The sequence below is a fragment of the Chitinophaga alhagiae genome, from assembly GCF_003568665.1.
Lineage (GTDB): Bacteria > Bacteroidota > Bacteroidia > Chitinophagales > Chitinophagaceae > Chitinophaga > Chitinophaga alhagiae.
Window position 1 is genome coordinate 395,633 of record NZ_QXMH01000001.1, and the last position, 19,284, is coordinate 414,916.

16 protein-coding genes, 1 tRNA gene and 1 riboswitch are annotated in these 19,284 nt (G+C 51.8%); of the genes, 4 read left to right on the forward strand and 13 right to left on the reverse strand.

Going from position 1 to position 19,284, the window contains the following annotated elements; translation table 11 throughout:
• From era to D3A97_RS01615, 3 genes are all read right to left on the reverse strand, one after another.
• Positions 1-873: a GTPase Era gene (gene era / locus D3A97_RS01605; RefSeq protein WP_119076021.1), complete on the reverse strand. Its 873-nt coding sequence runs from the start codon at positions 871-873 to the stop codon at positions 1-3.
• Positions 874-937: 64 nt separating this feature from the next.
• Positions 938-1,009 (reverse strand) — tRNA-Met (locus D3A97_RS01610).
• Positions 1,010-1,338: 329 nt separating this feature from the next.
• A complete protein-coding gene (locus D3A97_RS01615) occupies positions 1,339-1,728 on the reverse strand; it encodes a single-stranded DNA-binding protein (protein ID WP_119076023.1) in 390 nt (129 codons plus the stop codon).
• 161 nt (positions 1,729-1,889) lie between these two features.
• A riboswitch (TPP riboswitch) is annotated at positions 1,890-1,983 on the forward strand.
• 97 nt (positions 1,984-2,080) lie between these two features.
• On the opposite strand from D3A97_RS01615, the gene D3A97_RS01620 reads away from it, so the two are divergent.
• Complete coding sequence (locus tag D3A97_RS01620) at positions 2,081-4,447, forward strand: TonB-dependent receptor (RefSeq protein ID WP_232825817.1); 2,367 nt, start codon at positions 2,081-2,083, stop codon at positions 4,445-4,447.
• 147 nt (positions 4,448-4,594) lie between these two features.
• The gene (locus tag D3A97_RS01625) at positions 4,595-5,191 is read left to right on the forward strand and encodes a hypothetical protein (RefSeq protein ID WP_119076026.1); all 597 of its coding nucleotides are present in this window, start codon (positions 4,595-4,597) and stop codon (positions 5,189-5,191) included.
• Positions 5,192-5,459: 268 nt separating this feature from the next.
• On the opposite strand, the gene D3A97_RS01630 is transcribed toward D3A97_RS01625, so the two are convergent.
• From D3A97_RS01630 to D3A97_RS01640, 3 genes are all read right to left on the reverse strand, one after another.
• Positions 5,460-7,904, reverse strand: coding sequence for an ABC transporter permease (locus D3A97_RS01630; protein ID WP_119076028.1), 2,445 nt, complete (start codon positions 7,902-7,904; stop codon positions 5,460-5,462).
• A gap of 155 nt (positions 7,905-8,059) precedes the next feature.
• Positions 8,060-8,749, reverse strand: a complete 690-nt coding sequence (locus D3A97_RS01635; RefSeq protein WP_119076030.1) for a DUF2461 domain-containing protein — start codon at positions 8,747-8,749, stop codon at positions 8,060-8,062.
• 11 nt (positions 8,750-8,760) lie between these two features.
• Complete coding sequence (locus D3A97_RS01640) at positions 8,761-9,618, reverse strand: DUF1444 domain-containing protein (RefSeq protein WP_119076032.1); 858 nt, start codon at positions 9,616-9,618, stop codon at positions 8,761-8,763.
• Between the two features lie 133 nt (positions 9,619-9,751).
• On the opposite strand from D3A97_RS01640, the gene D3A97_RS01645 reads away from it, so the two are divergent.
• Together D3A97_RS01645 and D3A97_RS01650 are read left to right on the forward strand one after the other, a co-directional pair.
• Positions 9,752-11,011: a hypothetical protein gene (locus tag D3A97_RS01645; protein ID WP_157986301.1), complete on the forward strand. Its 1,260-nt coding sequence runs from the start codon at positions 9,752-9,754 to the stop codon at positions 11,009-11,011.
• Positions 11,012-11,082: 71 nt separating this feature from the next.
• Positions 11,083-11,484: a hypothetical protein gene (locus tag D3A97_RS01650; RefSeq protein ID WP_119076036.1), complete on the forward strand. Its 402-nt coding sequence runs from the start codon at positions 11,083-11,085 to the stop codon at positions 11,482-11,484.
• Positions 11,485-11,542: 58 nt separating this feature from the next.
• On the opposite strand, the gene argH is transcribed toward D3A97_RS01650, so the two are convergent.
• The 7 genes from argH to argG all read right to left on the reverse strand — a co-directional run bounded on the left by argH (position 11,543) and on the right by argG (position 19,276).
• Positions 11,543-12,874: an argininosuccinate lyase gene (argH, locus tag D3A97_RS01655; protein ID WP_119076038.1), complete on the reverse strand. Its 1,332-nt coding sequence runs from the start codon at positions 12,872-12,874 to the stop codon at positions 11,543-11,545.
• Between the two features lie 71 nt (positions 12,875-12,945).
• The gene (locus D3A97_RS01660) at positions 12,946-14,025 is read right to left on the reverse strand and encodes a M20 family metallo-hydrolase (protein WP_119076040.1); all 1,080 of its coding nucleotides are present in this window, start codon (positions 14,023-14,025) and stop codon (positions 12,946-12,948) included.
• 4 nt (positions 14,026-14,029) lie between these two features.
• Positions 14,030-14,812 carry an acetylglutamate kinase gene (gene argB, locus D3A97_RS01665; RefSeq protein ID WP_119076042.1) on the reverse strand — a complete coding sequence of 261 codons (783 nt, stop codon included), beginning with the start codon at positions 14,810-14,812 and terminating at the stop codon, positions 14,030-14,032.
• Positions 14,813-14,821: 9 nt separating this feature from the next.
• Positions 14,822-15,775 carry a Rossmann-fold NAD(P)-binding domain-containing protein gene (locus D3A97_RS01670; RefSeq protein WP_119076044.1) on the reverse strand — a complete coding sequence of 318 codons (954 nt, stop codon included), beginning with the start codon at positions 15,773-15,775 and terminating at the stop codon, positions 14,822-14,824.
• A gap of 89 nt (positions 15,776-15,864) precedes the next feature.
• Positions 15,865-16,989 (reverse strand): aspartate aminotransferase family protein, encoded by a 1,125-nt coding sequence (locus D3A97_RS01675; RefSeq protein WP_119076046.1) that lies wholly within the window; start codon positions 16,987-16,989, stop codon positions 15,865-15,867.
• A gap of 27 nt (positions 16,990-17,016) precedes the next feature.
• The gene (gene argC, locus D3A97_RS01680; RefSeq protein ID WP_119076048.1) at positions 17,017-18,000 is read right to left on the reverse strand and encodes an N-acetyl-gamma-glutamyl-phosphate reductase; all 984 of its coding nucleotides are present in this window, start codon (positions 17,998-18,000) and stop codon (positions 17,017-17,019) included.
• A gap of 82 nt (positions 18,001-18,082) precedes the next feature.
• On the reverse strand, positions 18,083-19,276 hold the full coding sequence (gene argG, locus D3A97_RS01685; RefSeq protein WP_119076050.1) for an argininosuccinate synthase: 1,194 nt from the start codon (positions 19,274-19,276) through the stop codon (positions 18,083-18,085).
• Positions 19,277-19,284: the final 8 nt, after the last annotated feature.

The following is a 19,284-nucleotide window of genomic DNA, read 5'->3' on the forward strand; positions in this document are numbered from 1 at the left end:
TTAAATCAGTCCGTACTCCCGCAGGTAATTATCATTGTCCCGCCACTTGTCACGCACCTTTACATGCAGCTCCAGGAACACTTTCCTGTCCAGGAACTTTTCTATGTCAACCCTGGCGCGGGAGCCGATCTCGCGGATAGACTTCCCTTTCTCTCCCAGGATGATGCCTTTCTGCGTTTCGCGGGTCACAATGATTTCCGCGGATATTTTGGTAAGCGTATGCTTTTCCTGGAATTGTGTGACCACCACGGCGGTATGGTACGGTATCTCTTCTTCGAAGAGCATGAATATTTTTTCGCGGATCAGCTCGGCCACAAAAAAGCGTGTGGAGCGGTCTGTAAGCGTATCTTCCGGGTAGAACGGCTCGCCTTCGGGCAACAGTTGCAGGATGGCCTTCATCAGCCCGTCCATGTTCTTCTTCTGCAACGCGGAAATGGGCACTACGGCTTTTGCCTTGCCCCATGCCTGGCAGCGGGCAATGAGCGCATCCAGCTCCGCCTTTTCCAGGTTGTCCATTTTGTTCAGCACCAGCACGCATTGCGCTTTCAGCTTGAGGGAGTCGAACAGCGCAAGGCATTCTTCGGTATTGTCCCGCACGTCCATAATGAGCAAGGCTACGTCCGCATCTTCGAGCGCGGACTTTACAGCGCCCATCATTTTCTCGTGCAGCTTGTACTTCGGGTCTATGATACCGGGCGTGTCGGAGAACACCACCTGGTAACCGGGCTCTGTCATAATGCCGGTAATGCGGTGGCGGGTGGTTTGCACCTTCGGGGAAACAATAGCCAGCTTTTCGCCCAACAGGGCGTTGAGCAAAGTGCTTTTTCCGGCATTCGGTTTACCAAAGATGTTTACAAATCCTGCACGGTGCATAGTTGCAATTTAGTACAAATAAAAAAAGCCGAATTAGCTTCGGCTTTTTAAGTTTAGTTTTTTGTAGCGAGGAGAGGATTCGAACCTCTGACCTTCGGGTTATGAGCCCGACGAGCTACCTCTGCTCTACCTCGCAATGTGGGTGCAAAGGTAAGGGAATTTTCAACCCAGCCAAATATTTTTTTACTCTTTGAGAAAAAAAATAAAGCGCACAGTATTGAAAACCATTACCAGCAAAGGGTTTCAACTGAATATCTTTTCCGGTACTTTTTTTTGCAACAGTGGCAATAGCTTCTACATAGCAGCAAGCCGGCAAATGGGCGGGCTATCAAAGGCAAGTACACATGGAGCGTCAGCCCTTGCCACTCCTGAAAACCGTTTTGCAACAATTGGCCCCATCAGCAGTCATGATAAACGAAGGGCAGGCATCAACATCCGCCTGCCCTTCGCTCAAAACGTCCGTGCTTACTCAAACGGCAGGTCGTCCGCCGGCCGCACTACCGGCTCCGGCATTTCATGTACATTGCCGCCTGCTTCCGGTTTAGGGCCTGGCAGCAGCTGCAGGTACGTAACCCGCAATTTCATTTCCGCCTTTGGCTCTCCCGCCAGGCTGGTGTACTGGTTGACCCACGGCACCCCTTCCAGGTACACCGCCTTGCCCTGCACCAGGTAAGCGCCTACCGCGCCCGGCTCCCACATGGAACAGTTCACCCATACCGTACGTTCCTGCGGCACGCCCTGCGGGTTCTTGTACCGTTCATTGTGCGCTACACTGAAATTGATGACTTTTTTTCCGCCTACAGCATTTTCTGTGGCATTCTGGCCCAGACGGCCAACTAATTGCAGCTTGATCATTTTTACGCTGTTTGAGTTAACAATAAGATCCCTGAAAAATGACCTTGCCTGTATAAACGGAGTATTACCTGGATTAACAGTACGGAAGATAGCGAAAAAAATAATTTGCACAAAATCCCCCGCATGTTTCTACCTTTGCAGCAGAAACCGGGACTATTCCCAATTTCACCTCGGGGTGCCTTACTATCAGGCTGAGATCAAACCCGTTGAACCTGGACCAGGTAATGCTGGTTAGGAAAGGTAAGCGACGATTCTCCTTACCTGTTATTTTTTGATAGTGAACAGCATGGCTGCTGCCATAGCCGCATGCTGCCAACTGTTCGTTTACAGCGAATTGAATAAACAGGAAAATATGATGAAAAAGTTCATGCTTTTTGCCCTCCTGTGCCTGCCTGTATTGCTGCAGGCACAAACAGTGATCACCGGCACCGTAACGGACGAGGGTACCGGCCGGCCGCTGGAAGGCGCTACCGTAGCCGTTCAGAACGGCCCCAGCACTATTACCAACAGTAAAGGACAATACCGGCTGCCGCTGCCCCGCTCCGGCAGCTACACCCTCCAGGCCAGTTTCATCGGCTATACCACGGTGCGCGAGACCATTGCCGCCGATGCCGCCGCAGGGCTCAACTTCCGCCTGCAGGAAACAGGCCTCTTCGTAAAACCCGTTGAGATTGCCAGCATCCGCGCCGGCAGGAACGCGCCGTTCACCAAGTCCGAGATCGGCAAGGAAGACATTGCCAGGCAGAATCTCGGGCAAGACCTGCCCCTGCTCCTCAACCAGCTTCCTTCCGTGGTGACCAGCTCAGACGCCGGCGCCGGCGTGGGCTACACCGGCCTGCGCGTGCGCGGCAGCGATATTACGCGTATCAATGTAACGGTGAACGGCATCCCCGTGAACGACGCGGAATCACAAGGCACCTTTTTTGTGAACATGCCTGATTTTGCATCTTCTGTCAGCAGCATACAGCTGCAACGCGGCGTAGGTACCTCCACCAACGGCGCCGGGGCCTTCGGTGCATCGCTTAACCTCTCCACCAATCAGTTCAACGAAAAGGCATATGCTGAAACAGACAACAGCTTCGGCTCTTTCAACACCTGGAAAAACACGGTACGCGCAGGTTCCGGCCTCATCAACGGCCACTTCACGGTAGACGCCCGCCTTTCCAGGATCACGTCAGACGGGTATGTAGACAGGGCCTCCTCCAACCTCCGCTCCTTCTACACCTCCGCGGCCTATATCAGCAAAAAGTCTTCCCTGCGCCTCAACGTGTTCTCCGGCCAGGAAAAAACATACCAGGCCTGGAACGGTATTGATGAAGAAACACTGAAGACCGACCGCACCTACAACCCCAGCGGCACCAACAAACCCGGCGAACCGTACGATAACGAAACGGACAACTACCAGCAAGACCACTACCAGCTGTTCTTCAACCATGCCCTCCGCTCCAACCTGCAGTTCAACGTGGCGTTGCATTACACGCGCGGCCGCGGTTATTACGAAAACTACCGCGACGCGAATGCCTATGCAGATTACGGCATCAGCGACCCGGCGCCCGGGATCAGCACTACAGATCTCATCCGCCAGCTCTGGCTGGACAATCACTTTTACGGCGGCGTGTTCTCACTCAGCCACCAGGCCGGCAAGCTCAACTGGAGCGTAGGCGGCGCCTGGAACAAATATGACGGCAAACACTACGGGAAAGTGATCTGGGCGGAAAAAGGCGGGTTCGACAAAGACTACCGCTGGTATGATCTCACGGCGTTCAAAATGGACATGAACTTTTACTGGAAAGGCGAACTGGCGGTTACCGAAAGGCTGAAACTCTTTGCAGACCTGCAGTACCGGCGGGTAAACTATGAGCTGAACGGCTTCCGCAATAACCCGGACATCCGTCGGAACAACCGGTACAACTTCTTCAACCCCAAAGCCGGCGCCACCTTCCAGCTCAATGATCAGCAACATATATACGCATCATACGCCATCGGCAACAAGGAACCTAACCGCGACGATTTTGAGGCCAGCATAGCTGAAGCTCCCAAACATGAAACCCTCCGCAACCTGGAAGCAGGTTATGTGTGGCGCAGCAGCAAAGCCGGGGTTTCCGCCAACATATATTACATGAATTACCATAACCAGCTGGTATTGACCGGCCGCATCAATGATGTAGGCGCATATGCCAGAACAAATATCCCGAAAAGCTACCGCCTGGGCCTTGAGCTGGAAGGACACTACCACGTAGTTCCCCGGCTCACCCTTGCGGGTAATATTGCCCTCAGCCAAAACCGCATCCAGGAGTTCACGGAGTACCTGGACGACTGGGACAACGGCGGGCAAAAAGAAGCCGTACACCAAAATACAGACATCTCTTTTTCCCCCAACCTCATTGCAGGATATACTGTTACCTACCGCCCCGTAACCGGCTTGCAGATAGACTGGGTGGGCAAGTACGTAAGCCGCCAGTACCTGGACAATACGTCCAGCCAACTGCGTTCACTGGATGCATTCCTTGTAAACGACCTGCGGTTCAATTACACGGTGCCGCAGCAGTTCTTCCGTGAACTGGGGTTACAGCTGATGCTGAACAATATTTTTAACGAAATGTATGAGCCGAACGGGTATACTTACGGTTACCTGGAAGGCGGTGAAGTAAAGCATTCCAACGCCTATTTCCCCATGGCCGGGTTTAACGTGATGGCTGGGGTGAAGATCGGGTTTTAGTGATTTTTGCATATCCATTCAAAAGGGCTGGTCATATACCGGCCCTTTTTATTTGGTCCGTTTTCCGGATAAGCAGAATTTGATGATCAGTGAGTTTTGATGGATATTTGATGCCATTGGCGTTGTTAACCTTAAGTACGGATTATTATGGCATCATTCTATGACTTTGATTACATCATAGATATTAATGAAAAACGGTTGGAACAGTACTCAAATGCATATCAAAGAAATGTGGACAGGTTCACCAATGTTATGGTGATCTATTCTGGCTTTGCCATATTCCTGATCCCTATGGTGCAATCGTTGTTTTTCGCAGAGGCAAAGTATCATTTAATGTATCATTTGTCGTTTTACTGCTTTATTGTTCTTTTCTCTTGTTCCCTTATCAATACAATTCGTTTATTGGCGCCGGTTGATGTCGCCTATCTGCAAGAACCCAGAATATATTATGAAGAATACAGGTTGAAGTATGAGAATCTTAAAAGCAAGCAACAAGGCCTGAGATTACATGAAGTGGATAACCTTATAAAATCATCATATATCGATGAACTTGAACGCGCTGTAAGCAGGAACGATATACTCTTTCAGCGAAAGGGCCTGTTTTACCATAAAGCATTCATTTGGGCTATTTACGCTATTATACCTTATTTGGTGTGCCTGGGCTTTCAACTTGCATCAAAAGACGGAAAGCCCCAAAAGGTAGAGATTGTAAATAATTTTAGCAACTTTAACAAAAGCGAGTAATATGGCAAATGTTTCCCAAACACAGCACAGCACCACTGCAACCAGAACTACCAGGTTGCCGGGAGTTGACAATAGCTTGGTCATTCCCTCAGAGCCTATGCTGGTAAGAGAAGATTTTAAGGAACGGAAACCCAAAAAAGAAAGATCAAAGCGCTGGAACATATTCAAATTCTTTGGCTGGGAATAACGCCCCCACCATTCAACAAAAAGAGCTGATCCTGAAACCGGACCAGCTCTTTTTCGATATACTAAAGTAAAGCTATGCCGATCACACCGGCCGCAACGATTTCACCGGGTTGGCCAGCGCCGCCCTGATGGCCTGGAAACTTACGGTCAGCATGGCTATGATAGTGGCCATTGCTCCTGCCAGCACAAACATCCACCACTCGATCTTTATCCGGTACACAAAATCTTCCAGCCAGCGGTCCATAGCCCACCAGGCAATGGGTGATGCAATGATCAATGCGATGAAGATCAGTTTGATGAAGTCAGACATCAGCATCTGCGCTATGCCCGCCACTGTTGCCCCCAGTACTTTCCGGATGCCTATTTCCTTGGTGCGCTGAAACGCGATCAACACGGCCAGCCCGAACAAACCAAGGCAACTGATAATAATGGCAATGATCATAGCCAGGTTGACGAGCCTGGACTGGTTCCTTTCCTGCTTATACATAGCGGCCAGCGTTTCATCATAGAACTTATAGGAAAAGCTCCCCGATGGATAAATGCCGTACCATTTCTGTTCGGCTGTCTTCAATATTTGCTGCCATTTACCCGGGTCTGCGCTGTTCAATTTAATATTGAGCGTAACGGCATCGCTCTTTTCCGCCATTAAGGCTACCGGGTCAATAGAAGTATGAAAATCCTGCTGGTGAAAATCCTTTACCACCCCCACAACCGGGTACCGCGGGCCAGACAGCTGCCCTATTAATTTGCCCAGCGCTTCCTGCGGTGAAGAAAAGCCCAGCGCGCGCACGGCCGCTTCATTGATCACGTATTCATTGGTAGTATCAGCGGGGCGAAGATTTCTGCCCGCCACCAATTGCATGTTGTAAAGGCGGATGTAGGCCGTATCTACATACTTCTTAAACAACTGCCGCCTGGCGGGGTCTTTTACCTCCGCTCCCCTGTACTCGAACATACTGGAAGCATAGGTATTAGACATCGGTGCCCAACCTACAGAAACACCCTGTATCCCCGCTTCCTTTCTTAATTCCTCCGCCAGTACAAAATGCCTGTTCCGGTACAGCGAATCCCGCTGTAATTTCCAGGGAACGTTCACCAATACCACCGCCTCCTTATCAAACCCCATGTCCTTTTTCAAGGTATAGTTCAGCTGGCTGCCCATGATCAACGCGCCCACAATGAACACCTGCGCAATCACAAACTGGAATACGATCAACACTTTACGGAGCCCCATGCGGCTGCCGCCACTAAGCTGCACAGCGCTCTGTCCCTGCACGAGGCCGATAGGTTTTATTTTAGACATCAGCCACGCCGGGTAGCCGCCAGACAGCAGCGTTATACCAGCCAGCAGCAAAGCCAGGAAGTACAATATGCCCCAACCGCCGGCATGTTCATGCATACCGTCCGGAATAATATCACCAAGGAATGAATAGGCCAGTTTGGTAAGCAGGAAAGAACAGCCAACCGCCAGCAGTACGATCACGAAAGTCTCTGTCAGTATTTGCCTGATGAGGTGGCCGCTGTTGCTGCCAAGAATTTTCCTGACGCCGATGCTTCTGCTCCGTTGCGGTACCAGGGCGGTACTCAGGTTGATGTAGTTGATGCAGGCCAGTATGATCAGTAAAGCGCCCAGCCCAATAAGACCTCTCATAACAGGTTTACTGACCTTTCTCACCTCCCGTTCCCTGACATAAGTAGAGAAATGGGAATCTTCCAGCCGCAGCAATTTGAACCAGCGTTTTACCATGATGGGCAGGCCACTTTCACGCGTATTCTCGTCCCACTTCTGTTTGGCAATGCTGCTGATCTGCGCCAGTACACGCCCCGTATCCGCAAGGTTGCGGATGTGGAGATATACCCGGTCTGAACCGTTGGTGTTGGTCCACTCAGCCAGCTTGTAGGTTTTGGGCGAAAGCACAAAAAATTCCTTTGCAGTGAATTCTGTAGGATAGTCCAGGTCTTTCACCACACCGGCAACTGTTCTCTGATCTTTCCCGTTGTATAGCAGCACCCTGCCAATGATCGCCTCCGGTTTCAGGGAGCCGAAGTAGCTTTTTGCACGGCTCTCCGTCAGCACTACGTTTTCCGGAGCGCTGAACGCCGTGGCAGCATTGCCTGCCAGCCAGGTATAAGGTACCATGGCGAAATATGTGGCATCCGTGGCAACAACACCTTTAAACTCCTCGATGACTACGGGCTTCGGCCCCGGAATTTCCACTGAGTTGACCCATTGCCCGAAAACCGGCACTACCCGGTCAACACCCGTTACCTGTTCCCGGATGCCCTGGTATAGCGGTGCTGAAACACCACCGTTATAAGTTTCCTTTTCATCAAAAATAAGGCCGGTTACGATGCGGTAGACGTGCGCTTTTTGAGGCAGCGGGTCGTCAAAACTATACTCATAGCTTACAATACGGTAAATAACCCAGCAAGCGCTGATGCTGATAGCCAGGCCAAGTACATTTAGCAGGGTAAATAACCGCTGGCGCCACAGCTGGCGGAATACAGTTCTCGTCTGAAGACTCATAGGGAAAAGATTATCATGTGGAAACAGGAGGTTTCTATTTCACAGAGATTCTTGTTCCAATTTACAGGTAACTATTATTCAAATATTTATTCATTAGTCATACTGATAACTTGTTCAATATCGAACAAGCGGCGTTCAGAAGTGGACGATTGGTCTTACACACCATTGCCATCTGCCGTCAGCACTTCGCTCATGTAATTAAAAAAAGGCCGCATTTCCCGGAATGCGTTTGCCACCTCATTCAGAAAGGTTTTGTTTAAAACTTCCGCATCTGTAAACTTCCGTATCAGCAGGAACTGTTTGTAACGCAACAGGTCTATTGCTTCATGCGTTGCGTCGTATCCCTTTGGCGTGGTTTTTAACTGCTCTCCCTGCAGCGTACCGAAGGTAGCTTTAAAGGCTTTGGTGTTGAGTATTTTTCGAAGCGGCGCGGGGTCAAAGGCGATATCGTCCCTGATCAGTTTCAGGTCTTCCGCAACAGGCCCCCAAAAACCGCCGGCCACAAAACTGTTGCCCGGTTCAAGGTGAAAATAATATCCTCCCCTTCGCTGGCGTGTGGCCCGTCTGAAATGGCCGCTCCAGTTGGTTTTATAAGGTGTTTTGTCTTTTGAGAAACGGGTATCCCGGTAAATGCGGTGCAGGCTTTTTTCGCCGGAAGATGTTTCTATCAGGTCAGTTTCTGAAAGCAGTTGCAGCAGCGCTTCCGCAAAGATTGCCACTGCCTGCAGTTCCTGCTGATACACCGGTTTATGCTCATTGAACCATTCCCTGTTATTGTTCTGTTTGAGTGTGCGCAGGAAGTCAAAAGAGGATAGTTGAATAGTTATCGCCTGTTTTTTAGCCATATGGTTATCTGTTACTTCAATAATACAATAGCACCATCCGCCCAAGTATACAATTGCTTCGAGATGGTGTAAGGATTTACGGCAAATATCTCCCCGGCCACATCCTGGAGGCTTTGCACGCTTTCTGCATCCTGGTCCCCGCAAATCAGCAATTCGTCTCTGGACGGGATGGCCAATACCGGTTGGCCGTTGATCTCGATGTTAGGCAGTATGTCTTCTATCAGCAGCGCCAGCGAAGCATCGTAGTTATTGTCAAGCCGGACCGCGTAACGCCCGCCGCCGCCTTCGTAACTTACGTCGCCGAGCTTCCTACGCAGGTTATTGAGCGCCGTTTGATGCAGCTCCTCCCCATCGGCCAGCCCTATTTCAGCAACTTGGGAATGGCTCAGGTACGCCATGCCGTGCTCCGAATCCGCAACATACACCACGATCAGCTCGCCCTGCAAAGGCCGGTGTATAAACCGCTTCTCCAGCTCTTCTCCCGTTAGCCCTGTTGCCTGCATTTGTTTGCGCGCCACCTCCAGCCATTCCTGCGATTTGATCATGGGCAGCACATCTGTCAACACTACGGTCTGCCCGCTGTCTATCATCCGCATATCTTCCGCGAGGGTTTCGATGTGCGCTTCAAATATCTCCCGCATGTTTTCAGGCTGCGCCTGGCAGCGAACAACCAGGTTGCCCGCAAACGTGGTCATAGTGGAGCCTCCTGGGCTTTTACTGATAATGCGGGTTTGCGCGGGCCCCGGCCCCCATTCTATTTCCGTTGATGTATTCAGGCTTGTTGAAATGGCATGGGCCAGGCTTTTGGTAATCTCCCGCCAGTTTTGCGGGTCAGACTTACCGCCGAAAAGTTTTTTAAGGAAGCTCATTCAGGGTGTTTTATGGTTATCCGTTGGCGGCCTTCGGCCTCTTTTACAAAGATGCCTGAATATACGATTAACCGGGCAGAATCAGATACCTGCCCTCCCTTCCGTTTTTTTCGTATTTTCAGGGATCACCGCTATGAAACGATTGATTCCCTTCCTGTTCCTGACCTGCCTTGCCGGGTCTGCTGCCGCCCAAAACGGCGATCTGTTTTCTTCTGTTGCCATGCGGTTCCTCAGCTATCCTGCCAATTACCTGAAACCGCTGGATACGCTGTTATCTTTCCAATCCACTATAGGCAAAGACGCCCGCATGCGGCCGCGCTTCTTCAATGAATTGGCAACCTACAGTTCATTCATCGGCAACTACCGCGATGCGCTGCGCTATTACGATTCTGCCGGTTTCCGTGAACAGGTACCGGCATCTCCTTCCGGCCCGGACGCTTTTTCCGGGTACCGGCCTGCCAGCGCCCGGCAAACCATCATCCGCATGGCGGCTTCAAGGCAGGTGACCATCATCAACGAAGCGCACCACGTACCCTATCACCGCCTCTTCACCAAATCACTGCTGCAGGAGCTGTACAATGCGGGCTACCGTTACCTTGCCCTGGAAACACTGGGCTCTTTTGACGATGAGCTTAACAACCGGAAATACCCTGTGGCCAAAGACGGCTATTATTCCCATGAGCCGTTATATGCGGATATGGTCAGAACGGCACTGAACATTGGGTACCGGTTGGTTTCTTATGAATTTAACGGGTCATGCACTGGCCGGGAAGACTGCATCATGAAACGCGAACAGCACCAGGCAGAACAGCTGCACCAGGTACTGCAGAAAGACCCGGCCGCAAAAATGCTGGTGCATGTGGGCTACTCTCATTTGCGGGAAGCGCCGCTGAACGGTATTGAATGGATGGCGGCGCGGTTTAAAAAACTTTCGGGTATAGACCCGCTTACCATCAACCAGGAGTTCATGCGGGAAACCTTCAATCCGGCTCTCCAACATCCGGCCTATAATACCGCCATGAAACTTTTCAAATTGCAGGAACCCTCTGTGTTTGTGAAAGCGGATAGCTTGTGGAACTTTGCACCCGCGGACAGGAGTTGTGATATACTGGTATTTCACCCGCCATACGGCATGGCGCAGGGCCGGCCGGATTATTATAGGCTGGATGCAACACGAAAACCTGTTACTGTCCGGCTCAAAAAAGCGTATGATCATGTAATGATACAAGCCTATATTGCCGCGGAGAAAGATGCAGGCAGGCTTCCGGCAGACCAGTTGCTGCTGGAACGGGGCAATGAGGCAAGGTTGATGTTGGCAGCGGGGGAGTATGATGTAGTTGTGAGAGATGGTGAAGGAGAGATATTGGAAATAAAAACCGTAACTGTCCAATAAACTTATTTCCAGAATGTAACGATTCAGGAAAATTTCAGCAAATAATTTCCTGGTTATAATACATCCTAAACATGAAAAAACGTATCTCTTACCTATGCATCGTTTTCTTGTTGCTCTGCTCATGCAGTCTTGCGCAACAAAAGTCCACTGCCAATTTTAGCGATCTCATCTGTAAAGAATGGAAACTGGTCTTCTATGAAGAAGATGGAGAAAAAATACCGCCCGCCCCGCAACAAAAGGGAGACAGAATGATCTTTTACAAGGATAATAAGGTAAAGTCCATTGAAGCTGGCGCTATACAAAATGGTATCTGGCAGTATGACAGCGTAAAGAAAACGCTGGTCGTAACCGACAATAGCACCAAAGAAAAAATGATAATGAAAGTGCTTCAGATAAACCAGGACCTCTGTGTGCTGGAGTTTAAAGACGCTGACGGTATTGTACTGAAAATGCACACGGCCCCGGCTAAATAGAATAAAAGCATCCCGATAGCCTTCGTTACCGGGATGCTTTTCCTATGATTTTCGTTCCTCATCCCACCAGCTTCTCCACCGCCTCCCTCACCCGCTGAAACGGAAACCCCGCCAGCACCGCCTCCATTTGCGCCTTCACCGCATCATTCTGCAGGTTGCCGATGCTCCCCTCATGCGTATGATGAATCGCTGTATCAGGCTTGAAACGCCCCTGCTCAATATCCAGCCCCACCTGCTTGTACGCCTCACGGAAAGGTGTGCCTTCCAGCACCAGCCGGTTCACTACTTCTACGCTAAAGAGGTATTGATATTTATCGTCTTTGAGAATGTCTTCCTTGATGCGAATGTTCTCCAGCATCAGCCGGCTCATTTGCAGGCAATTGCGAAGAACACCAAATGCCGGGAACAGGTTTTCCTTGAGCAACTGCAGATCCCGGTGGTAGCCGGAGGGCAGGTTCACCGTCATCATGGCTATTTCGTTCGGCAGCGCCTGCAGCTTGTTGCAGTGGGAACGGATCAGCTCCCATACATCCGGGTTCTTTTTATGCGGCATAATGGAAGAACCGGTGGTCAGCTCATCAGGGAAGCTGATGAAGCCGAAGTTCTGGTTCATGAACAAACACGCGTCCATGGCCATTTTGGAAAGTGAGGCGGCAATGCCGGAAAGGGCAAAGGCTACCAGTTTTTCTGTTTTACCGCGGCCCATTTGCGCGTATACTACATTGTAGTTCAGGCTTTCAAAACCCAGCAGGCGTGTGGTCATTTCCCGGTTGAGGGGGAAAGAGGAACCGTAGCCCGCGGCGGAACCGAGCGGGTTTTTGTTCACTACCTTGTAAGCGCCCTGCAGCATTATCAGGTCGTCTACCAGGCTTTCCGCATAGGCGCCGAACCACAGGCCAAAAGAAGACGGCATGGCTATCTGCAGATGGGTATAGCCGGGCAGCAGGTGATTTTTATAGGCTTCGCTCTGCGTTTGCAGCAGGTCAAAGAGTTGTTTTGTTTCGTGTACGATGTTTTCCAGTTCGCTGCGCAGAAAGAGTTTGAGGTCTACCAGCACCTGGTCGTTACGGGAGCGGCCGCTGTGTATCTTTTTACCAGCCTCGCCCAGGCGGCGGGTGAGCAGCAGTTCTACCTGGGAGTGAATATCTTCCACACCATCTTCCAGCACAAATTTCCCATCCTGTATTTCCTGGTAGATCTGTTTCAGTTCTTTTTGCAGTACTGCCAGGTCTTCCTTAGGCAGCAGGCCTACAGATTCCAGCATGGCAATATGCGCCAGGGAGCCCTGCACGTCAAACGCGGCCAGGTAGGCGTCCATTTCGCGGTCTCTTCCAACCGTGAACTGTTCTACCGCGGCCAGTGCTGCTTTATCTTTCTGCCAGAGTTTCATATCTGTTCTTTTTGTCCGCTGCCACTCCCGGAGGGCTGCGGTAGTTATGCCGATGGAGCTGATGCCCCGTCTTACTTCAAATTTATGCCATTCACAACGGAAAGCAATTTTATATACGTGTCAATACCCTGGTGTATCTCATCCAGGTAAATAAACTCGTCTGCCGTGTGGGAACGGGCGGAATCTCCCGGCCCTACTTTCACGGAAATGGCGGGTATCAGCGCCTGGTCTGAAGTGGTGGGCGAGCCGTACAACTGTTTGCCAAGGCCAATGCCGGCTTTCACCAGCGCGTGGTCTTGGGGAATAAAGGAAGGGCGCATGCGCATGGAGCGGGGCGTTACGTCACATTGCACGTTGGCTCGTATCACTTCCAGCATTTCTTCCAACGTATATTGATCGGTTGCCCGAACGTCTACTACAAATGAGCATTCCGCCGGCACTACGTTATGCGCCTTGTTGGAAGTTTGTACCACTGTTACGCTCATTTTCACGGGCCCCAGGGTAGGGCTCTCTTTCGGGAAGCGGTACGTGCGGAACCAGGCGATGGCGTCCATGGCTTTGTAGAGCGCATTTTCTCCTTCATCGCGGGCGGCGTGGCCGGCTTTGCCGTGTGCCACGCAATCCAGCACCATCAGGCCCTTCTCCGCAATGGCGAGGTCTGTTTTGGTAGGCTCCCCTACAATGGCAAATTCAAATGGCGGCAGTTGGGAAAGAATACTTTCGATGCCGTTCGTGCCGCTGATCTCTTCCTCCGCCGTGGCGGCTATGATGATATTATACGGCAGGCCTCCCTGTTCGTAAAAATGCATGAAAGCCGCCAGCAGGCTCACCAAGCAACCGCCCGCATCGTTGCTGCCGAGGCCGTACAGCTTACCGTCCACCACGTCAGGAGCAAACGGATCGCGGGTATATTGCGGGTTGGGTTTTACGGTATCGTGATGAGAATTAAGCAGGATGCCGGGTTTGACGGGATCAAAATGTTTGTTCACCGCCCACACGTTGTTCAGATGCTGATGGTACGCCACACCGCGCTGCTCCAGGAACCTGGCCAGGATGGCCGCCGTGCCCTGCTCTTCCTTGCTGAAGGAGGGGGTGGCAATCAGTTCCTTTAAAAGCTGTACGGCGTCTTCATAGCGTTCTTCTGTCCACATATAGTTAGCATATTAAGGTGCCCGCCACCGCATCCGTGGTGTTCTTGCGCACATCGTCCGCATGGCCGATCAGCACTTCCTTCACACCATTGTCAATGGCGGCGAAGGCGTTCTCCAGCTTCGGCAAAATGCCGTCTGCCAAGGCGCCTTCGGCCAGCAGCGTTTGATAATTGTCACGGTTGATCAGGTTGATCACCGAATCATCATCTTCCACGTTCCGCAGTACGCCTTTCTTCTCAAAGCAATAGATCAGGCGTACCGGGTAATGCGCGCCCAGCGCTACCGCAAGCGACGAGGCGATGGTGTCTGCGTTCGTATTGAGTATCTGCCCCTCCCCGTTATGGGTGAGCGGCGAAAACACGGGCGTGAGGCCCGCGTCCAGCAGCAACTGGATGGGTGCGGCCTCTACGTTGCCGGCGGGTATATCTCCCACAAAACCGTAGTCGATCTCTTTCACCGGCCGTTTTACCGCGGGTATGATGTTGGCGTCTGCGCCGGTGAGGCCAATGGCGTTGCAACCCTTGGCCTGCAGCTTTGCTACGATCTGTTTGTTCACCAGCCCGCCGTACACCATGGTCACCACATCAATGGTATCTGCGTCCGTGATGCGGCGGCCGTTCACGTACCTCGATTCAATGCCCAGCTTGTCTCCCACGCGGGTGGCTATTTTGCCGCCGCCGTGAATGAGTATCTTTTTGCCGGGCACGGCGGCAAAGTCTGCCAGGAACTTGTCCAGCAGCACCGCATTATCTATTACGTTCCCTCCTACCTTGATCACGTATACCATATCCCTTGCTTATTGATGCTTTAAAATTTCGCTTAACACCGCCTGTGCCGCCCATACGCGGTTGCCCGCCTGGGGGATGACGATAGACTGCGGCCCGTCCAGCACCTCATCGGCTATCACCACGTTGCGCCTTACGGGCAGGCAATGCATCACGGAGGCGTTGTTGGTGTTCTTCAACCGTTCGTTGGTGATCATCCAGCGTTCATCCGTGCAGGTGATCTTGCCATAGTCTTTGTAAGAAGACCAGTTTTTCACGTACACAAAATCAGCGCCTTCCAGGGCTTCTTCCTGGTTGTGGATCACCGGCGCCTGGCCGGCAAACTTCGGGTCCAGTTCATATCCCTGGGGGTGGGTGATCACAAAATCCACCTCATCCCAGGCGTTCATCCACTCCGCAAAAGAGTTGGGCACGGCCTGCGGCAGCGCCTTTACGTGCGGCGCCCAGGTCATCACGACCTTGGGTTTGCGCGGCTGCTGCCAGCGCTCTTTAATGGTGATCACGTCTGTGAGGCTTTGCAGCGGGTGCAGCGTAGCGCTCTCCAGGCTTACTATTGGCCGGCCGGCGTATTTTACGAACTGGTTGATGTATTTTTCCGTGTAATCCTCTTCCTTGTTTTTCAGGCCGGGAAAGGTGCGGATGGCCATGATGTCAAAATACTGGCCCATTACCGCGGCTGCTTCTTTCACGTGCTCCGTTGTATTGCCGCTCATCACCACCCCGTCATTCATTTCCAGCGCCCAGCCTTCTTTATCGATATTAAACACCACTACTTCCATACCCAGGTTACGGGCCGCCACCTGTGTGCTCAGGCGCGTGCGCAAGCTGGGGTTCAGGAAGATCATTCCCAATGTTTTGTTCTCTCCCAGCCCCCTGTCTTTAAAAGGGCTCTTTTTGTAGTCCAATGCTGTTGCCACCAATTGTGGCACGCTGGGGACGTCTTCCGCGGAAATAAACTGTTTCATCAGTTAATAATTGATCTGCTGCGGTCTGATGGGATCTTGCATGAGCATTACACCAAATGGGAATTGTCTACAATGCCCGATCTCATCAGCTAGTTCAGCTCTTGTTTAATAGCGTTTAAAAATTGGTCTGCCTGCGCTTTGGTGAGCGCCAGGGAAGGCAGCAGCCGTATTACATTGGGCTTTGCTTCCCCGGTAAATATCTTGTGTTTAAAAAGCAGCTCTTTTTTGACATGCGCCAGTTCTTCCGGCAGGTCTATGCCGATCATCAGGCCCTTTCCTCTTACTTCTTTTATCTTCGGCAGTTTCCTCAGTTCTTCCATCAGGTAATTACCCACCTGTTCCGCGTTGGCGATCAGGTTTTCCTGCTCAATCACTTCCAGCACGGCTAGCGCGGCGGCGCAAGCCAGGTGATTACCGCCAAAGGTAGTACCCAGCAGGCCGTAAGACGCTTTAAATTTCGGGGAAATGATGATGCCGCCAATAGGGAAACCGTTGCCCATGCCTTTAGCCATGGTGTAAATGTCCGCGTTCACGCCCGCATGGTCATGAGAGAAGAACTGGCCGCTCCGGCCGTAGCCGCACTGTACCGAGTCCGCAATGAACACGGCGTTGTGCTCGTCACACAGGCTCCTGATCTTTTGCAGGAAACCGGCGGAGGCCACGTTGATGCCGCCAACGCCCTGTATACCTTCAATGATCACGGAAGAAACAGCATTCTGCTGAAAGGCGATCTCCAACGCCTCCTGGTCTTCCCAGGGCAGAAAGATCACATTGTCCGTTTCATTTACGGGAGCCACTATTTTCGGGTTGTCCGTAGCGGCTACCGCCAGCGAGGTACGGCCGTGGAAGGCCTTTTTAAAAGCAATGATCTTCTTTTTACCGTTGTGGAAGGAGGCCAGTTTGAGAGCGTTCTCGTTGGCTTCCGCGCCGGAGTTGACAAGGAACAGCTGGTAGTCTTCCTTGCCGGAGACTTTGCCCAGTTTTTCCGCCAGTTCCCGCTGCAGTGGTATATGTATGGAATTGGAATAAAAACCTACTTTGTTCAACTGGTCTGTGATCCGCTGTACATAATGCGGGTGGGTGTGACCAATGGAAATTACGGCATGACCGCCATAGAGGTCCAGGTACTCCTGTCCTTTATCGTCCCAAACGGCGGAGCCCTGGGCTTTTACAATGGTAATATCATTAACCGGGTATACGTCAAATAATTTCATAACAATCTGTTGTTGCTGGTGATGGAACTAGAATACGATGGATTTGAGCTTCAACCCGGCTGTTTCATCCAGCCCCAGTAACAGGTTCATGTTCTGTACCGCTTGTCCTGACGCACCTTTCAGCAGGTTGTCTTCAATAGAATGGATCACCAGTTTACCTTCTACCTTTTCAAGCTGTACCAGGCATTTATTGGTGTTCACCACTTGTTTGAGATCTATCTGCGTTCTGCTGACGTGGGTGAAGGGGTGGCCTTTGTAAAACTCTTCAAAGAGCTGATAGGCCTCTTCAAGCGTCAGGCTGCTGTCCAGGTATGACGTGATCCAGATACCGCGCGGATAGTCTCCCCGCACCGGCACAAAGTTGATCGCTCCTGAATAAGCAGGCTGGAGAGCCTGCAAGGTTCGTCGTATCTCCTTCAGATGCTGGTGCTGCAGTACTTTATAGGTAGAAATGTTATTGGCCCTCCAGGTAAAATGGGAAGTGCCCTGCAGCTTCTGGCCGGCGCCGGTGGAGCCGGTGATGCCGGTGGTATGCACTTCGTTCAGCAACCCGGCTTTGGCCAGGGGCAGCAGGCCCAGCTGAACAGCAGTGGCAAAACAACCGGGGTTGGCGATGTTGGCTGCTTTTTTGATGGCCTCCCGGTCATATTCCGGCAGGCCGTATACAAACTCCCGGCCGTTCACGCTTTCGCCTAAACGAAAATCCTGGCTGAGGTCTATCACATGTATATGGGCGGGAATGGGCGTGCTTTCCAGGAACTTGCGGGATTCCCCGTGCCCGAGGCAGAGGATGAGCACGTCTACATTGTCCGCAATATCTGCTGCAAAGGTCAGTTCTGTTTCTCCCAGCAGGTCTGCATGAACGGCATACAGCGGGTTGCCGGCGTTGCTGCGGCTGTGCACAAATGCCAGCTCCACGTCCGGATGGTTCAGCAGCAGCCGGATGGTTTCACCACCGGTGTAACCTGCGCCGCCTATGATACCTGCCCGTTTTTTAGTATTCGTTCCCATTATTTATTAATTGTCATCCGTTCATAAATTATTTTCCAGTGGCCGGATGGAGCCTGCGCTCCTCCGTTGAGGTGCGTCATCACTACCTGGCTTCATCGTTTACCTGATGCCAGATCATGGTCTGGTTACCAAATATTTTGCTGAATCCTCTCACGTCTTCCCCGCTCCAGCCGGAGTTCATTTCACCGTATTTGCCGAATTTGCTGCTCATGAGGTCATAAGCAGATTCAATACCTGTTACCTGGAAGCGGTAGGGCATCAGGGTCACAAATACCTTGCCGCTTACCTGCTGCTGGCTGTGCTGAAGGAAGGCCTCAATGTCCCGCATCACGGGGTCCAGTATCTGGCCTTCGTGCATCCAGTTGCCGTAGAACTGCGCCAGCTGGTCTTTCCAGCTCAGCTGCCATTTGGTGAGCACGTGTTTTTCCAGCGCGTGGTGCGCTTTCAGTATCACCATGGGCGCGGCGGCCTCAAAGCCTACCCGGCCCTTGATGCCGATAATGGTATCTCCCACGTGAATGTCCCGGCCAATGGCGAAAGCCCCGGCAATGCCCTGCAGGTAGATGATCGCTTCCGTGGGGTGGGTGAATTTTTTATCGTTCACGCCCAGCAGCTCACCCTTTTCAAAAGAGAGGGTCACCTGCTCCGGCTGTTGTTGGGTGAGCTGGGTGGGCCATGCTTCTTCCGGCAGCATGCCGTGGGAGGCGAGGGTTTCCTTACCGCCTACGGAAGTACCCCAGATGCCTTTGTTGATGGAGTACATGGCCTTGTCAAAGTTCATCTGCACGCCTTTGGATTTGAGGTAGCTGATCTCCTCTTCGCGGCTCAGCTTCAGGTCACGGATGGGGGTAATGATCTCCACGCCGGGTATCATAATGTGGAAGATCATGTCAAACCGCACCTGGTCGTTCCCCGCGCCGGTGCTGCCATGGGCTACGGCGTCCGCCCCCACTTCCTTCACGTATTCGGCAATGGCCAGCGCCTGGCTCATACGTTCGGCGCTCACGCTCAGGGGGTAGGTGTTGTTCTTCAGCACGTTCCCGAAAATAAGGTACCGGATCACTTTGTCGTAATAAGAGCGGACCGCATCTACTGTCTTGTGACTTTTCACACCCAGACTGTAGGCGCGTTTCTCGATCTCCTGCAGCTCTTCCGCAGTAAAACCTCCTGTATTTACGATCACGGAATGCACTTCATACCCTTTTTCTTCTGACAGGTATTTTACACAGTACGATGTATCAAGTCCTCCGCTGAATCCCAGTACTACTTTCTTCATGGTAAGTT